At 61.4% G+C, this 17,150-nt stretch carries 13 protein-coding genes and 1 pseudogene; 6 read left to right on the forward strand and 8 right to left on the reverse strand.

All coding sequences use genetic code 11. The annotated features are described in order from the left end of the window. Positions 1-36: 36 nt before the first annotated feature. From tnpB to EUB48_RS03635, 3 genes are read right to left on the reverse strand one after another with little or no spacing between them, the layout of a single operon-like run. Positions 37-387, reverse strand: coding sequence for an IS66 family insertion sequence element accessory protein TnpB (gene tnpB, locus EUB48_RS03625; protein WP_142817658.1), 351 nt, complete (start codon positions 385-387; stop codon positions 37-39). Beyond that, a complete protein-coding gene (gene tnpA / locus EUB48_RS03630) occupies positions 363-806 on the reverse strand; it encodes an IS66-like element accessory protein TnpA (protein ID WP_142817659.1) in 444 nt (147 codons plus the stop codon). Before tnpA ends, tnpB begins: the two co-directional genes overlap by 25 nt. A gap of 41 nt (positions 807-847) precedes the next feature. Next, a complete protein-coding gene (locus EUB48_RS03635) occupies positions 848-1,801 on the reverse strand; it encodes a DUF4238 domain-containing protein (RefSeq protein WP_142817660.1) in 954 nt (317 codons plus the stop codon). A 566-nt stretch (positions 1,802-2,367) separates the two neighbouring features. Between EUB48_RS03635 and EUB48_RS03640 the strand changes: the two genes are divergently transcribed. The 5 genes from EUB48_RS03640 to EUB48_RS03660 are packed head-to-tail and all read left to right on the forward strand — an operon-like array spanning position 2,368 to position 9,979. Next, on the forward strand, positions 2,368-3,225 hold the full coding sequence (locus EUB48_RS03640; RefSeq protein WP_142817661.1) for a WYL domain-containing protein: 858 nt from the start codon (positions 2,368-2,370) through the stop codon (positions 3,223-3,225). Further along, entirely contained in the window at positions 3,207-4,673 is a 1,467-nt protein-coding gene (locus EUB48_RS03645) for a Wadjet anti-phage system protein JetA family protein (protein ID WP_142817662.1), read from the forward strand. The genes EUB48_RS03640 and EUB48_RS03645 overlap by 19 nt, the downstream gene beginning before the upstream one ends. Then, positions 4,670-5,362 (forward strand): DUF4194 domain-containing protein, encoded by a 693-nt coding sequence (locus tag EUB48_RS03650; protein ID WP_142817663.1) that lies wholly within the window; start codon positions 4,670-4,672, stop codon positions 5,360-5,362. The genes EUB48_RS03645 and EUB48_RS03650 overlap by 4 nt, the downstream gene beginning before the upstream one ends. Further along, positions 5,349-8,801, forward strand: a complete 3,453-nt coding sequence (locus EUB48_RS03655) for an SbcC/MukB-like Walker B domain-containing protein (protein ID WP_168226694.1) — start codon at positions 5,349-5,351, stop codon at positions 8,799-8,801. The genes EUB48_RS03650 and EUB48_RS03655 overlap by 14 nt, the downstream gene beginning before the upstream one ends. Next, positions 8,798-9,979, forward strand: a complete 1,182-nt coding sequence (locus EUB48_RS03660; RefSeq protein WP_142817665.1) for a Wadjet anti-phage system protein JetD domain-containing protein — start codon at positions 8,798-8,800, stop codon at positions 9,977-9,979. Before EUB48_RS03655 ends, EUB48_RS03660 begins: the two co-directional genes overlap by 4 nt. A 365-nt stretch (positions 9,980-10,344) precedes the next feature. Here EUB48_RS03660 and EUB48_RS03665 read toward each other — a convergent pair. The 3 genes and pseudogenes from EUB48_RS03665 to EUB48_RS03675 all read right to left on the reverse strand — a co-directional run bounded on the left by EUB48_RS03665 (position 10,345) and on the right by EUB48_RS03675 (position 13,269). Further along, positions 10,345-11,203, reverse strand: a pseudogene (locus EUB48_RS03665) (cysteine hydrolase family protein). Positions 11,204-11,260: 57 nt separating this feature from the next. Continuing rightward, positions 11,261-12,223 carry a diacylglycerol kinase catalytic domain-containing protein gene (locus EUB48_RS03670; RefSeq protein ID WP_244618319.1) on the reverse strand — a complete coding sequence of 321 codons (963 nt, stop codon included), beginning with the start codon at positions 12,221-12,223 and terminating at the stop codon, positions 11,261-11,263. Next, entirely contained in the window at positions 12,220-13,269 is a 1,050-nt protein-coding gene (locus EUB48_RS03675) for an SPFH domain-containing protein (protein WP_142817666.1), read from the reverse strand. The genes EUB48_RS03670 and EUB48_RS03675 overlap by 4 nt, the downstream gene beginning before the upstream one ends. 81 nt (positions 13,270-13,350) lie before the next feature. Between EUB48_RS03675 and EUB48_RS03680 the strand changes: the two genes are divergently transcribed. Then, complete coding sequence (locus EUB48_RS03680) at positions 13,351-14,079, forward strand: NUDIX hydrolase (protein ID WP_142817667.1); 729 nt, start codon at positions 13,351-13,353, stop codon at positions 14,077-14,079. Positions 14,080-14,715: 636 nt separating this feature from the next. Here the strand turns inward: EUB48_RS03680 and groL are convergent. Together groL and EUB48_RS03690 are read right to left on the reverse strand one after the other, a co-directional pair. Then, a complete protein-coding gene (gene groL / locus EUB48_RS03685; RefSeq protein WP_142817668.1) occupies positions 14,716-16,338 on the reverse strand; it encodes a chaperonin GroEL in 1,623 nt (540 codons plus the stop codon). Positions 16,339-16,363: 25 nt separating this feature from the next. Then, on the reverse strand, positions 16,364-16,879 hold the full coding sequence (locus EUB48_RS03690) for a CBS domain-containing protein (protein ID WP_142817669.1): 516 nt from the start codon (positions 16,877-16,879) through the stop codon (positions 16,364-16,366). Between the last annotated feature and the right edge of the window lie 271 nt (positions 16,880-17,150).

Consider the following 17,150-nt stretch of genomic DNA (forward strand, 5'->3'; position numbering starts at 1 on the left):
TCGCAGATGACTGCGGCCGCAGTCATCTCGCAGTACTCAGGCGACCCTCTGGTAGATGCGCTGCGGGTGCCTCTGGATGACCGCCAGATCGATGCCGTCGAGCAGCCAGTGCAGTTGCTCCACCGTCAGCGTCGGCACCTTCGCCTCTTCTGGCCAGATGAAGCGGTCCTGCTCTAGGCGCTTCATCAGCAGCCAGAAGCCGTTGCGGTCCCAGCCCAGGATCTTCACCCGGTTGCGTCGGCGGTTGCTGAACACATACACCGCCGCAGCGAATGGGTTCATCCCGAGTGCCTGCTCCACCAGAATCGCCAGGCCGTTGATACCCATGCGGAAGTCGATGGCCGGGCGGTGCAGGTACACCGTCAGCGTGTCGTCGAGCCGGAACATGGCAGGCGGCCCAGGAGTTCAAGGATGGGAGACAACTCGCCCAAGCCAGCATCGCTGAGATTGATCTCCACCCCATTGGGCAATCGTGCGTGAAGACGAACCATGACCGCAGGCGCAGTGACAGGCGCGGCCTCGGGGGCGGAAAGCTGCAACGGCACGAAGGCATCGGTGCCGGCCTTGGCCACTGCGGACATGTTGGCGCGACCCGCGCTCATGTCCAGACCCATGCTCTGGGTTATCCAGCGGCGCAGCAAGTTGGCGTTGACGCCGCATTGCAGCGCCATGCGTGCCACCGAGACTCCAGGCCTCATGCACGCCCGCACCACTTCGGCCTTGGCCTGCGGGTCGTACACGGCCCGGCCATCGTTCTTGCGCCCCGTGACCAGGCGCCGTACCAACTCTGTGTCGATCTCTGACATACGTGTCCACGTTGTTCTACATGGACACGTAGCTTCCCCTCTCAGGCCCTCTGTGGGAAGACGTGGTTCATTGACCGCTTACTGACAAACCGCTGGCACTTGGCCGCCATCCCCAGGTTGAGCTGGCGAACCTTCTCAGTGCCCACCTCGGTGTGTCGCAGGTCGCCCTTGTCGCCAAACATTGCCAGGGTACATGACTCCTTCAGCGGGAAGAACACCAGAGCGCCCGCATTGCCAAAGCCAACACCCCAGAACCCGTTAGCTCGGGGAGCCACAGTCGTGAGGAAGACCGGGGCGTCGGTGGTGATGAACGACTTCTTCTCGTTGTCTCTATGGACCGCAAGCCAATCACGGCCTGCGAAGATGGGAGCAATCTCCAGCGCCATTTTGATGGCCATGCCAACTGCCCAGCGGTGGTTAGTCGACACTTTCAGGCCGTCGTTCTGCGCCATCGTGACCATGAGCTTCGCTTCGGCCATGACCTCGTCATCAGGCTTACCGGCGTAGTCTCGGTCCTCGCGCAATCGCGTCGCCACTTCATTCACGTCATTGAACATGCGCTTCATGATGTCGGTAACCATGCCAGCGTTGAACGCCTTCAGAGAGTCAACCACGTCTGGCGTGCGCGTTGCGGCGAGCGCAATGAAAATTGCTAAGTCCGAGCGCTCATCGGCATTGATGGCCTCTCGGGCCGCGAGCTTGTCGATGACCGGTTTGGCCTTGCCCTCGTACTCCGACAGGAACTGCTCGAGCTCGAACCGCTTGCGCCCTTCGGCGTCCTCCATCGTGTAGAAATGGCCGATGACACCGGTGTTCACCGGTTGCTGGAGGCGCACGGTGTCCTGCTCGCGGGCGTAAACCGCGACAAGGCCGTTGACGCTGAAGTTCTCCAGGTAGAAGCGTGGCAGGAAGTGCTGGCGCTTCGGCCCGGTCAAGAGCGGCTTGGACGTTGCGGGCGCGGCTGCTGCAGCGGATTTGTTACTGGTCGTAGACATGTCCGCGATTCTCGACGTCCGAGACGCAGGTCACTTCAGGGTGCATGAAACTCCAAAACTCCGCCGGACCGGATCTCGAACGCAAGCCACGCCGCGCAAGTTCCCTGGTTCCCTCGCTCACTGCGGCGATCGGCGCCCATCACAGTCGCCGGGGAAGCAGAAGCCGGTAAACGGCTTTGGGAGTATGACCCATCGCGACAGAGGCCGGCCGTGAGCCTGCGCGAATGACCGGAAGGTCGATGAGACCATGAACTCGCTGTTGGGCGCTGAGTGACGGCAATCGCTGCGAAGTTGACTCCAGGCTGCTTGCCCCCGGTGATCTTACAGACCTAAGCATCAGCCGCCTCGTTCACCTGTCTTTCGAGGATGGCAGAGTTGACGGCTGCAGCACATCCTCGGTAGTCACTCAACATAGACCAGCCTGGCCACGCGTCGAAAAGGATTCCTTCTACCCGGAGCGAGTAGCCGAAGCCGTCCCGGTAGCACACCACCTTTGGAAGGTATATATTTTCATATGATATGTTTTAATATATTATATATTTTTATACACCATCAAAATCGAACTGATGAGCCAGGCCAATCTTTTCGAGAAAAATCGCTACAAGGTCATGCGCCGCATGGCTCTATGGGAAGGGCGGCTGAGCCGAGGTCGACTCATGGATGTCCTCGGTCTGAGCGGCATTCGAGTGAGCCAACTTCTCAGAGAAGTTCGGGAAGAAATCCCTGACTGGTTCGAGTGGGATAGCAAAAGCAAGTCGTACTTTGTCACCCCCGCCGCCTACAAAAGAGCCCAAGCCGATCTCAAGGCTGGTACATCCGATCTGAGTTTGGCTGCCTACTTGGCAGAGGCTGACATTCATGCGGATCTCTCCCCCGGGGCCGGGCCCGTCACCATGGCCTCTTGGGGCTTCTCCCAGGTCAACCCTCATACCTTTTCTCGCATCCGTCTGGCTGTCGAGCAAGGGACGCGGCTGAGAATTGAGTACCGCTCTATGAGAATCCCCGAGCCGCACACGCGGACCGTGGAGCCACATTGCCTGATCCAGGCGGGCCGGCGTTGGCACATGCGCGGCTACTGCCTGGAGACCAGAGACTTCAGGGACTTCGTGCTCGGGCGCATTGCAAAGATCACTTTGCTGGACCAGAAGGTTGAATCCACTGTTGCCGAGGACACCAAGTGGAATGCTGTGGTGAAAGTGCGCATCCAGGCGCATCCAAAGATGACACCTGGCCAGCAGAATTTGGTCCGGAGTGAGTACTTCGAAGGAACTGCGGTGCGCGTGCACAGCTGCCGCGGCGCCATGCTGCCCTATCTAGTGCAGGAGCTGCGACTGGCCCTGGACATAACTAAGGATGTGCCGCCTGAATACCAGCTGGCGGTGGAGAACGTTGAGGAGGTGCGCAAATGGCTGTTCCCAGCGTAACCCCAGCTTCCATGGCGCTCTTCCAGCGCATCCCGGAGCGCCTGTTCGGTCCGCTTGCCTCGCAAAACCGCCACGGCTACTGGGCGCTGCTGTGCCACCTGCACCGCCGGCGCTTCGGTCCCGACGCGCCTCTGCCGCCCAGCTACGGCTTCCTTCAGCGCGAGATCACCCAGGAGATCGAGGACCACCTCAAATACGCCGACGAATGGCAGCTTGAGTCTGGCGATCAGCCCGATACGCCCCTGAACATCCGGGCCATCGGCATCTTCAATCGCTTGGTCGAGGCTGGCTGGTTCCGTTTAGAGAAGTACGGCATTGAGAAGACCGTCAATATGGCGCCGGCCGTGGGCCAACTGCTGACCCAGTTGATCAACTTTGCCGAGACGGGCCCGGTATTTGTTTCCGGCAAGATCCGCGCGATCGACGCTTCTGTGGCCCAGGTGCACAAGGGTGAAGCCAGCGGCGACCTGCTGCGAGAGGCGGCCGAACAGTGCCGCAACCTGTTGGTCTACATCCGCAACACCGGCACCAATGTGCGCGACCTGATGGTGGCCATAGGCGCGCAGCCCACCACGGCCCAGTACGTTCGGTCCTTTTTTACCTCGTACATCCAAGAAGTCTTTATTGGGGACTACCAGGAACTGCGCACTCGGGAGCACCCCTTGTCCAAGCGCCAGCAGATCCTGGACGCTGTCACAGACATCGACACTCGGCCCGAGCAGCGCAGCCGCTTATTGGACTGGTATGTGAACCGCCTCTCCAGCGGGGACGACAAAAAAGGCCAAGCCGCATTCCAGCGCGACCTGCAGCGCCTCTACGAGCTCGACCGGATCGAAGAATACCTGGAGCGCCTGGACGAAGAGATCCGCGTTGCTAACCGGCGCGCGCTGGCCTTCCTGGAATACAAGCTGCGCGCGATCCGGCCCATCGACAACCTGCTCCGGCAGACCATGGACCGCTTGATTGCCAATCCCGACATCGATGTCGCCCCTGTGTTCCCGCCGGATGCCCTAATGGGAGGCGCCCGCCTGGCCCAGCCACGCAAGGAGGTGCCGCGGCTGGCACCCACACCTTTGCGCCAAGTGATCATCTCTGACCGCACGCGCGCGATCAGCAACCTGGTGCGCCGCGCCCAGGAGCGCCGCTCCATCACGCCCATGAAGCTGCGCGCCTATGCCGAGAAAGTGCTCCAGGACACGGTCGCCGCTGGTAGCGAGACTCTGCCTTGCGGATCCATTGAGGACTTGCGCGCCTTCCAGGCCCTGACCAGCGTGGCCATGGCAACCAACTCCCGGATTCCCAGGCTGGAGATGGAAGGCCGGGCGTCTGCGCCGGGCATGGAGCTGCGCTACACCAGCGACGAAGCCGCCGAGCACCCGTATTTGAGCGGCAAGCCATTCACATTGAGCTGGCGCAAACGCCAGACTAGAAACAGGGAGACTAAATGAGCAACCTACGGGATTGGGAGGATCTGGCCAGCAGGCTGGATGGTGTCTATACCGTCGAAGACTTTGAGACTGCAGCCTATCGGCTAGTGGCCGAACAGGTGATCTACCACTCTGACCGGAGCAGCCGGGTGACCTATGCCATCCTGGACCTCTACGAGCGCGAGTTCGCCAAGGTGCTGGCCCCGCTGGGTGTGTCCCTGTCGATCAACCGACAGCTGCGCTATGTCACAGCTCTGCCACGGCACGCCAAAGCCAGTACTGCGACCGTGGCCCAGACGCTGTTTGCCCTGGTACTGCGCGGCCTGTACGACGAAGGCGTGCGCGCCGGCGGGCTTACCGAAGACGGCGAGGTGCTGTGCGACTACATCGAGCTACAGGAGAAGTTCCACCTCATGACCGGGCGCGACCTGCCCACTCGTGGCGAGCTCGACACGCTACTGCGCTTCGCCAAGCGCTGGGGCATCGCCCGTCGGCTGGAGGACGATGACAGTGGTCATCTGACGTCTCTGCAGGAGCAGTCTGCCGGTGGCGTGGCCATCCGCCCGGCCATTGTCGACGTGCTGGGCGAGACTGCCCTGATACGGCTGGCGCAGTGGGGCGCGGCACGGGAAGTGGCGCATGCGGATGGTGCCGCCGACGAGCCCATGGCGATCGAGGACAACCAGGGAGGGGATGATGAAGCGGCTTGAGAGCGTCAAACTGGTGCAGTTTCTGCTGTACGAGCAGCAGGAATTCCGACTGGAAGAAATTACTGGTCTGTTCGGCCGCAATGGCAGCGGCAAGAGCTCGGCGCTCGATGCCGTGCAGATCGCCATGATGGGCGCCAACAAGAACCTGATGCACTTCAATGCCCAGGCAGACGCCAAGTCGCACCAGAGCCGTACCTTGCGGTCCTACTGCCTTGGGCAATATGGCGACTCCATCGAGCAGTGCGCGCGGCCGCAGGCCACCACCTACATCACGCTGGTCTGGCGGGATACCGAAACCAATGAGCCGGTCTCCATGGGCGTGTGCATTGAGGCCTCGCTGGGCAACGAGACGGAGAAGGTGCTGGGACGCTATGTCATCCGTGGCATTGAACTGACCATGTCCGAGCACCTGCAGACGATGGACGGTGTAACCATGCCCCTGCCCTGGAGCAGTTTCCGTCATCGGCTGCTGGAACAGTCCAAGGTCACCGGTGAAGAACCGCTGTTCGACGATGGTGCCAGCTATGTCAAGCAGGTGCTGTTCATGCTGCGCGGCAAGGCAGGCCCGGCGTCCTATGATGCGTTTGCGCGCGCCTTCCGCTTCGCGCTGCGCATGAGCTTCTCCAAGTCGGTGGACCAGATCGTGCGCCAGGACGTCCTGGAGGATCGCCCCACCAACATCGCCAGATTCAAGCAACTGGTGGAGACCTTCAAACGAATCAACCTATTGGTCGAGGGGGTCGAGCTAAAAATCAAACAGGGCCTGGAGGTCAGCAAGAACTTTGACGCGGCGCTGGTCGAGGCCCGCAAATCCGTCACGTGGACCGGGTTGCAGGCTTCCGCAGCGTACGAGATGAGCAATGCCGCGCACGAGAAGTTGACAGGTGAGAAGTTTGAGCAGGAGGAGGTGGTTGGTGAATGCACCCAAGCCAGCACGACCGCCGATGAAGCGCTGGCGACCTGGACTCTCGAAGAAGATCAACTGACTGGCCTTCAGCGCGCCCACGCGGACCATGCTGAGAACGCGGGCGCCCAGCAAGACTTGGCGCAGGCGCAACTAAAAACCACCCGCCGGGAAGAAGAGCTGAAGCGGGAACTGCGCAACTTCAGGCAATTGCTTCAAAACGCCAGTTCCAACGAGTTGATGGCCCAATGGCAGCCTGCGCTTGCGCTGGCCGCACAGCAGCTTGGCGAGTTCTCGTGGGAGCAGAACCGAGTCGACCAGGATGGGCTGGGACAGATAGTCCGGGGTCTGGGTGACACGCTGCAGTCAGCAGCTACGCACCTGGGCAAGGAATACGACATCGTTAAGGAGAATATCCGTCTCGCCAAAGAACGGCTCTCGACGATCGGCCTGGGCATGGAGCGCGCCAATACCAACCGCGCGCAGGTCAGCGAATCCACGGCCCGGTTGATGCATGAGTTCGCGGACCATGGATTGCACCCTACCCCCGTCTGCGACCTGGTGAAGGTGACCGATCCCAAATGGCAGCCTGCGATCGAAGCCTACTTGGCCAAGAACGTGGAAGCCATCTTGCTGCGGGACTCGGAGGAAGAACAAAAAGCCTTTGGCATCTACCAGGCTTTGCAGGGCAAACGCACCATCTATGGCGTCAAGATCGTACGCTCCGACAGAGCGCGGCCTGGGCAAGGCCAGCCGGCGGCCGACACGGTGGCCAGCCTAATTCAGGGAAGCAATCAGGTGGCCGTGGCCTACTTGCGCGGCAAGCTGGGTAACCTCAAGCGCGCCAATACCGCCCAAGAGGCGTTGCGTGGCGAGCGGACCCTGACCCTAGACGGCATGCTGGTAGGCCCCGGCGACTTTGAGCGACTGCGCCTGATACCAGAAGCAGACTTGCAGATCGGTGCCGGTGCCAAAGGGCAGGTCGACGGGCTCAGGGCCGAATCTCGTGACTTGAACCGAAAAGTAGCCGACCTTCAAGGACGCCAGGGAGACATTCATCGGATCCGCCAGGCCGTGCAGAGCTTGTCGTCGCCGGAGACGCTGCGCCTTCTACTTGGCTTCGCGGCCCAGTTGGACGAGGCGCTCACAGAACGAGAATTCACCCACCAGCGCATCTCGGGCAGCACCAGTGCTGAGTACCAGACCCTCTGCGCCAAGCTACAGGCACTGCAAAAACGCAGGCCGCAATTGGAGAAGGATGCCCGCGATGCCCGTGACGCCGTTGTACGGGCCCAGACGGTGCTGGACCGATTGACCAAGGAATGCACTGCCAAGCTGCAGGAGCTCGAAGGCAAACGATCGGTGCATGAGGCCTGCCGTGGCCATGTCGACTATGACCCAGGCTACGCGTCCGATCGCTGGGACTCGCTGCTGGAGCAATTCGGCGACAACTACCAGGCCATGGCCGACCACTGCGAATCCCAGTCCAAACGCTGCAACGCCTCCATGGTGCGTCACCTGGGCCCGGCACAGACGCTGCTGGGAACCTTTCTGACTGACCACCGCGAAGCCGTGAGCGATGAGGTGACGTCCGACTGGCGTAAAGCCAAGGCCTGGATGGAGCAGCAAGTCACCAGGCTGCAGAACACGGAGCTGCCCGAGTACAAAGGTCAGGCTCAGGAGGCTTACCTTGCATCGCAGAACACCTTCCGTCAGGACGTGGCGTTGGCCCTGCACGCCAACCTCAAGTACCAGACTACCACCTTCAAGCGCTTGAACGATGCGCTCAAGGCCTCCCCCGCTTTCACCAATGGGGAGCGGTACCAGTTCCAGGTCAAGGTTCGCCCAGACCTAATGCCACTGAAGAAGTTCATCGAGAACATCGCCGACTTCGGCGCCGACGGCGGGCTGTTTGGCGAGCCCGGGGAAATCCCTGCCCAGTTCGCGGAGCTGCTGCGGGAGAAGACCACCACCGGCAACGCCGCGGTCAAGAGCCCGCTGGATGACTATCGGGAGTTCTTCGAATTCGACATCGAAATTGAGACCGACGACCCAGTCACCGGTGTCACCAAGACCATCGGACACCTGAGCAAGCGCATTGGCCCGGGTTCCGGTGGCGAACACCGCGCACCGCTGTACGTGATCGCCGGCGCGGCACTGTCCTCGGCCTACCGTATGGATGAAAACAACCAGGACGGGCTGCGGCTGATCCTCCTGGACGAAGCCTTTGACAAGATGGACACGCCCAACATCGTGGCCACCATGCGCTACCTCGAAAAACTCGGTTTGCAGGTGCTGTTGGCCAGCCCGGGCGAGAACCTGCCCACGCTCACCGCTTTCCTGCACCGCTACTTCGAGATCATGAAGGACGAAACCCGCCATGTGATCCAGGTGGAAGAGCGGCGGGTGAGCGAAGCCATGCGGGAGCAGTTCCGGGAGGATATGTGGGAGTACTACCCTGAGCTTCTGGAAGCTGAGCTGTTAGCCGTCCGCCAGGAGCCCATGGCACCGCTTGTTGCCACCCCAGCACCATGAGCGCGAGTGCCATTGCCAAGGACTTGCTGGTCAAGCTGCTGGATGCGGGCAACAAGCATGCAGCCGGAGCACGTACGCGCGCTCCAGCATTGACGGCCACGCAATTGAAGCCCTACAGAGAGCTGCGGAGCTGGCAATACAAACAGGAATGCGATGAAACGTTTCTGGCCGCGCGCGACGCTGGTGCTGTCAATTTGCAGCGCGACAAGCTGAACCCGAACGATGGCCTGTTTGAGCGCATTGATCTCGTGGACGTGCAGGCGTTGGCCAGGTTTCTGGGCAGCAGCACCTATGCCGACCAACTCAACCAAACCATTGGGCAACTGGAGCAGCTGAAAGCGGAATTCCCAGTGATCCTGGAAGTGATTGGGCGCTGGCGCAGCATGGCCAAAGTGCGGGGACTGGGCCCTCAAGACTCGGGCGCCTGGATCGATGCTGCCAAGATCATCCGGGCCTGCGCCGCGCGCAGTCAGGAGGCGATTGCTGCCCCGGTGCGTGAATTCAGCGCGCGGCTGTTTCTGGACAGTAAACGAATTGAGGTACTCACTCCTCAACTCGACATCCTGCTGAGTGGCAGCGTTGAGGACAGCCCAAGAGCTACGGCCCAGGTTTGGCAGGAGCTGGGCCTGTTCCGAGAAGAGCATCCCGTGCTGTTGGCCGGACACGTGCACATCGCGCGGGATCGCTCGACCGGCTTGATTGACGCACCCTACATGGGATTACCGGCGGCAACCATTCTGGGGGGGCTCAGTTTGGTCACGGAGGTCATCACCATCGAGAACAAGACCACGTTTCACAGTGAGGCCAAACGCCGGCAAGACGACAAGGTGCTTCTGATTTACACAGCGGGCATGCCTTCGCCAGCTTGGCGGGCAATGTACAGGCGTCTGCTGGAGAGCCTGCCGCCGACCACTCCGATCTATCACTGGGGTGACGTTGACGAGGGAGGTTTTCGAATCGCCTCGACGATCGCAGCTGTAGCAAGGGGGGCGGGTTTTTCCCTGCAGCCTTACGGGATGTCGCCAGAGGACGTGCCATTGGAAATTCGGGTCAGGGCCTCAGCGCGGACCTTGGAGCGTATTCACCACTTCGCTTGTGTGGCAGGATGGCCCGAATTGGGGCAGGCGATGCGTGAGGCCGGGTTTGTTGCAGAACAGGAGGCGCTGGAACGGGAGTAGTAAATGGCGCGACGGGTAGAGTCATTCCGCCCTCGTGTTCTGAGATATCAGCAATATGGCGCCAATTGCGATGGTCTCTATGGCCGCAACGGGTCGGCAGCGCCCGTTGGTTTCGCCCCCGACCTGTCATTCACGACGAGACCACGACCGAGCCACCTTGAGTGCCCGGTCTCGAGGGCGCAGCGGTCATATGAGCCGCTGTCCACCGAAAGTCCGGTGGTGGCGGTTGCTGCCGTTCAGGCACTGGACCGTGAATGACTCAGATCAGTCTGAACCTGCCTGACGGTTAGGCTTAGACCGGTCGTTCAAGCAAGTGGGCAGCACCAGACTGCGCAGCGATGCCTACATCGGCAGCAGCCCACCGCTTAGCTGTTGGCCACAAAGGCAGAAAGCATTTTGTCGCTGGTGGACAAAACCACTCCGCGCCAGCTCATGTCATTCAGGAACGCCTGATGCTGAGCCTCGAATCCGCTGACCGGGCTCATGCAGTCGGTGAGCAGAACGACCTTGCCCAGTTGACGCGAGGGAAGATTCTCGACGATGTGTTCGGTCGTCGCCTTCACGCAGTGGCTGCTGGCCTCGCCGGCGATCACAATCTGATCGGTCGAGTGCGGCGATCAATCCCATGTTGAGCTGGGTAGCGGGGTCATCCTCGTCCGGAACCTCCGCTTGCAGGGCGCTGTAATGCTCCGTCCATGGGTTGCTGCCCTTCTCGATCTTGTGCACCACGCCGAGCCGGCTGTCCTCCCAGCGGTTGTACGCCGCCTTGACAGCCGCGTGCACGTTATGGCCCCAACTGCCGATTTCGCAGTGCACGGGCCACACCATCAGGCTGTATCGGCCATGTCGCTCCAACTCGTCGAGGTAGGTAAGCGCTCGCGCAAGCGCAGACAGGTCCCGTGGGAGGTAGTCGCCAGCGCGCACTTGTGCCGCTGTGATGGGTGTGAAGGGCACGACGTCCTTGCCGTGCGCGGTCTTCCAGAATGTGGGGTGTGCGATATCAAACCGGTGATGCGAGTCGAGCGTTATCGCGATCGCGGAGATGCCGGCAGCACCCTCTCGAATCAAGCCGGCCAGACGCAGCATGTCCGCGTGAGCGCCTGCCACCGGCAAGGCGGGAAGCAAGGGGGCGCCCGTGGTGGCATCGACGGGACACCAGTCGGCAGGTAAATCGCAAAAGTCGTTCTGCGGATCAATGATGAGAAGCTGGATCGTTTTTTTCATGCGGATCCCCGTTGAGATTGGACGAGGTTGCTGGCTCTTGCAGGGCCAAACCACCGCCTACCCAACAAGCCTACCCTGCACCGGCGAAATCGACACCGTCACCTCCATGCCAGCGGTAAACCGCAGGAAGTCCGCCTCGATCCCATCCGAGAAGATCACCCCGTTGTCCGGCATGCGCGAGCGGACGCGCAGCGGCTCTTCCCGGCCGAACTGGCCATAGACCAGGCTGGTCTGCGAAGCCCGGCTCGGAAACGGCTCGCGCACGGCAAACTCCAGTGTGGGCGTATCCCAGGGCATCGGCTGGTAAGCGAACTGATCCCCCACCAACCCCATGGACCGGGCGAGCGCCATGGAGCCCGTCACCACGCTTTTCATCCAGGCGGTCGAACCCAGGCCCGTGGAGACGATCAGCCCGGAGGAAGACTGAAACTCGGTCTGGCCGGCGTAGCCGAGCTCATACAGCGCCGAGGTATGGCTGCGCGGCCCGATAAACAAGTCGTTGACCGCGCGCAGTGTCTGGCCATCCGACATCCGGGCCTCGGCCATGGTCACCGCCTTGACCGGCCGCTTTCCCGCGGCAACCTCGGACAGCACCTTGGCCAGCTCCGCCGGGCCAAACGGCAGCAGGATGCCGTCCCAGCGGCTGGGCTCCGGGTTCAGCCCGATCAAGGGCTGGCCGTCCAGGTACTTCATGGTGTTGGCCACCAGCCCGTCCTGGCCGAGCGCCACCACGATGTCCGACGGTGCGAACACGAAGTTGGACAGCATCGGTCGATCCAGGACCTGGTAGCGGCCCCAGCCCTCCAGTGCCTGCACTGTGATGCGCAGGCTGTGGGCATAGGCTTCGCTTTCTGCGAGGTAGTCGCCAAAGTCGGCGCCCAGGTGCTCCACATAGAACCTGGCTTGCGCCAGGGTGTTGTGACGCGCGACCAGTTCTTCCAGCCGGGTGCGCCGGGTCACCAGCACCACCTTGCGCTCGACGCCCCCGGCGATCCGTCCTGAGCCAGCATTGACGCTCACGCCGCCCCCTTGCGCACGCCCGTGGGCAGCTGCGGTGCGGCGCTCATGAGCGAGTTCAGCAGATCGGGCGAGACATTGAGCTGGCCAATGCGCTCGGCCCGCTCGGCGATGCCGCCGAAGGCTTGGGCGATCAACTGGCCGGGCTGCATGCCGGCGGCGGCCAAGGCCTGGACCACGCGGGGATCGGTTTTTTCAAGGGCGAGCATCAGGGTGCTGACCTTGTGCGCTTCGGCCTCGGCCAGCTTGCGGGTGTTGTCGGCCTGGCCCTCGACCAGGTCCTTGCGCCGCTGCTCGAGCTCGATGTCGGCACCCATTTGCTCGCCGCGCAGCTCGTTCTGGCGACGCATCACGGCGGCCTTGGCCTCCATCTGGGTTTCCTGGATCTGGCGCTTTTTCTGCTCGACGGCGATTTCGGTGTCGAGCTCGTTCTGGCGGATCGAGCGCTCGTTCTGCACCGAGGCCATGCGGCGCAGGTAGATGGCGTCATCGGCCGCCTTGAGGTTGGATTCCCGGGCCTCGGCTTCCAGCGCCCGGGCTATATCCGGGGTGGGTTTGATGGCGACGATGGAGGCACCCAGGATTTCCAGGCCCAGGGCCTGGATCTCGGGCTGCGAGCCGAGTTGCTGCTGGGCGGCCCGGGCGATGGTGGCCGAGGCCTTGAGCGCCTGTTTCAGGTCCAGCGCCTGCACCGCCTGCTGGACGATGACCTTGGCCTGCATCGCCACCCGGTCGCCCAGGCGCAGGGGGTCTTCCGAGGCATAGCCTTTGCCGGTGGGGGTCAGGGAGAAGTCCATCAGGGCTGCCGTACGCTTGGGCTCGCTGACCCGGTAGCTGATCTGGCCCTGGACGGTGACGCTCTGGAAGTCGCTGGTCACCAGCTCCAGCATGAAAGCGCTGTCCTGGCTGGCCACCGGCACCGTCACCAGGGTGCTGCTGGGGGCGTAGTAGAAGAACGACAGCCCGGCGCCTTCGCGCACGAGGCGGCCCTTGCGGAACTGCATCAGGTGGGTGGTGGGCTGGGTCTTGATGAACTGGATGCCGAGCATGGTTTCTTCCTTTCTTGAGTTGTACTGTGCAACCTAATATGAGTTGTATAGTACAACCTTAATGGGTAAAGTCAAGGCCTCATGAAAGAAATTCGCTCTCGCGCCAACAACCTGGATTTCGAGCGCCCGCTGGTGACGGTGGACGTGGTGATCTTCTCTGTGCTGGACGATGCGCTAAAGGTGTTGCTGGTGCGCCGGCCCGACGACGCCCAGGAGCCGTTTCCGGGGCGCTGGGCGCTGCCGGGCGGGTTTGTGAACGTGGAGAAGGACCGGTCACTGGAGGATTGCGCGGCGCGCAAGCTCAAGGAGAAGACGGGGGTGAGCGCGCCCTACCTTGAGCAGTTGGGCAGTTGGGGCGATGCGGTCCGCGATCCCCGGGGGTGGTCCGCCACGCATGCCTACTTCGCGCTGATTCACGTGCCGACCGATCACGAGAAGGCCGGCCGGCGGGGGTCGGCCGATTCGCAGTGGGTGCAAGTCGATGAGGTAAACCGAAAGCGCCTGGCATTTGATCACCCCCAGATCCTGGCGGCGGCCATTGCCCGGTTGCGCGCAAAGGTTGAGTACACATCACTGCCGGCGTTTCTCCTGGCTGAGACTTTCACTCTGCCGCAGCTGCAGCATACCTACGAAGTGGTGCTGGGACGCGCTGTGGACAAGAGTGCATTCAGGAAGCGCATGCTCGATGCCGGCTTTCTGGAAGAAGCCGGGATGGCGCAGGGGCCCTTCGGCAGGGTTGCCATGGGGTATCGGATCCGCAACAGGGACCAGGCCGCGACATTTCCGCGGACATTCAAGGCAGTGGAATAAGGTTCCCCACGACGGTTTCTGATCATTCGTACTTGACGAACGTGTGACTTGAAGCTGCGCCGGACACCTTCGTGCACCTCGGCGGCAATACCGGCGACCAAGCCGGGACGTTCTGTGCGAGGGGCCTGAGCGGCCAGTTCCTGCTCGTCGCCAACGTCTGCAGTCTGCATAGCTCTGCAGGCAGTAATGTGTAAGGTGTTTCTCGCAAAGCCCCTGGCGCCATAGGGTCCGTGCCAGCCAGCGGTTCGAAATTTGCTGTTGCGTCTGCGCTCTGACTCGGCGGTGGTTAGTGTCAACGAAGTTTTGGAGCGAGCGAATTTGACGCGCCGCGCCGTGAATGCGTCGGTTAGGCAACTGCACGCGGAGTGCCGATCATGGTGATACAGGCCGGGCCAGCTCTTGACGCAGCAGGACTCAGCCTTTGCGATTGGGGAAAATTCAGAGTTAAGTGAGAAAAACGCCAGAAAATTCAGACTTAAGTGAAACGATGGTTCAAGACTCCCTGCGTAACCTGATCCTAAGTCCTTGATATATATGAAGCTTGGATACAAGGTTAAATGGGAATCGACACTCGGCTCGATCAGTCCGACCCACCGATACAGGTGGGCAGCAAGAATCCTGCCCGCCGTCTGCTATTCAATACATTTCAGGCTGGCTGGCGCTTGCGGGAGTTTCTTTCTTCGGCGCATCGGCAATCATGCAGTCGATGGTGAGAATCAGGCTGGCGATGGAGCCCGCATTCTGCAAGGCCAGGCGCGTTACCTTGGCAGGATCGATCACCCCCATCTCCAGCATGTCGCCATAAGCCCGGCTCGCGGCGTTGTAGCCGTAGTTGTACTGGTCCGAGGAGCTCACGCGCTCCAGCACAATCGAGGGCTCCTGCGCCGCATTGAGAACAATCCGGCGCAACGGCTCTTCCAGGGCGCGCACAACGATTTTCAGCCCGCAATCCTCATCCATCGACGCCAGGCTGATGCCTTGCAGTGCCTTGCGAGCGCGGAGCAATGCGACACCTCCGCCGGGCACAATTCCCTCTTCGATCGCGGCCCGTGTAGCGTGCAACGCATCCTCGACCCGCAGCTTTCGCTCTTTCAGTTCGGTTTCGGTCGCGGCCCCCACCTTGATGACGGCCACGCCGCCGGAAAGTTTGGCAATCCGTTCATCCAGTTTTTCACGGTCGTAGCCGCTGGCCAGGCCTTCGCGCTCTTTCTTGAGAGTGTCGATACGGTCTCGAATACGCTGGGGGTCGCCGGCGCCGCCGACGATAGTCGTGCTTTCCTTGTCGACCACGACGCGACGCGCCCGGCCCAGATGTTCCAGCTGCGCTTTTTCCAGGCTAAGGCCCGTTTCCGGCGAGATCACCTGGCCGCCCGTCACCAATGCGATGTCCTGGAGCATGGCTTTTCGCCGATCTCCGAAGCCCGGCGCCTTGACCGCACAGGTCTTGATCACGCCACGGATGCTATTGACCACCAGTGTGGCGAGCGCTTCGGCCTCGACTTCCTCCGCGATGACCAGCAGCGGCGTCCCGGCTTTGGCCGCCGATTCGAGCAGCGGTACCAATTCCTGCAAAGCCGAGAGTTTCTGGTCGTATAGAAGCACGGCCACGTCTTCCAGTACGGCCGACTGGCGCTCGGCGTTGTTGATGAAATACGCCGAGAGATAGCCGCGGTCGAACTGCAGGCCCTCGACGACCTCAAGTTCATTGGCCATACCGGATCCATCTTCGATCGATACCGCGCCGTCGCGGCCAACCTTGTCGATTGCCCTGGCGACGAGGTCACCTATGGAATGGTCGTTGTTAGCGGATATGGCGGCAACATGGGATATTTCCTGCGAGGTAGTGCATGGGCGTGCCATGTTCCCGATTTCGGCGACGACGATTTCGATCGCTCGATCAATGCCGTGCTTCAGCTCCATGGGGTTCATGCCGGCGGCCAGGAATTTCAGGCCTTCCTGGATCATCTCATCGGCCAGCACAGTGGCGGTCGTTGTTCCGTCGCCCGCCATTTCACTCGTGCGTGCCGCCACTTCCCGCAAGAGCTGCGCACCCATGTTCTCGAAACGATCCTCCAGCTCGATGGACTTGGCGACCACCACACCGGAATTCACGATCTGCGGGGCGCCAAACTCACGGTCCAGCACCACAGTGCGGCCGCGCGGACCCAAGGTCACTTTGACGGCCTCGGCAAGAATATCGACACCGTGTCGCATCTTGTTGCGGGCATCCTCGCCGAATAACAATTTCTTGGCAGACATCGACGGAGCCTTTCAATGCTTTTCGCTATTGCACAGCGACCGTACCGAAGGCGGGATACACCAGCCGCGTTCGCGCGGGACCGGACACCACAGGCCGTTCAGTCTTCTCGCGGATGATGCCGTTGCGCAAGGCGCGCGCAAGGCTTTCGAATTCCTGTGAGAGGGCTTCGAGAAGATCATCGGAGGAAACAAGGCCGACCACGCCACCATCGTCGGCCACCACGAGCAAACGCCGCACGCCGCTCCGCTCCATTGACATGATGGCCTCACCCAGCGTGGCGTTGGAGGGTATGACGATAGGCGGAGTCTTTGCCAACTGGCCAATGCGGACGTCAGCACACGCTTCATCATGTCTCTTCCCCAGCACCTCGAGAGCGAGATCACGGTCAGTGACGATTCCTGCCACTTGCGGCGGCTGATCGCCTGTGACCACCACCAGCGCCCCTATGTGCTCTTCACCCATGAGCGCAGCGGCATCGCGCAGAGAGGCTTGCGCATCAATGCTGACGATTTCACGGGTACAAAGCCTGCTCATCTCCATAGGTTTCTCCAAAAAAGCTTGTGAATGACTAACATGCGTCGCGGGTTTCAAGGTTCCATTCGCATCGGACAAAGTCCAGCATCCGGATCACACATGGTTGCAATGTGGTTACTCTAGGACCCTATGCCGTGATCAACATGATCCAGATCAAAGAAACATCGCCTCGTTTTACCGTGGTCCTCCTCGGGTCCCTTGTCTGCACACAGCCGGGAAAAGCCGGAATTTCCTGCGCACCTGAAACAGGTTCAAGAAAGGCGCTTGCCGCCTACGC

Source organism: Rhodoferax sediminis (genome assembly GCF_006970865.1).
GTDB lineage: Bacteria > Pseudomonadota > Gammaproteobacteria > Burkholderiales > Burkholderiaceae_C > Rhodoferax_A > Rhodoferax_A sediminis.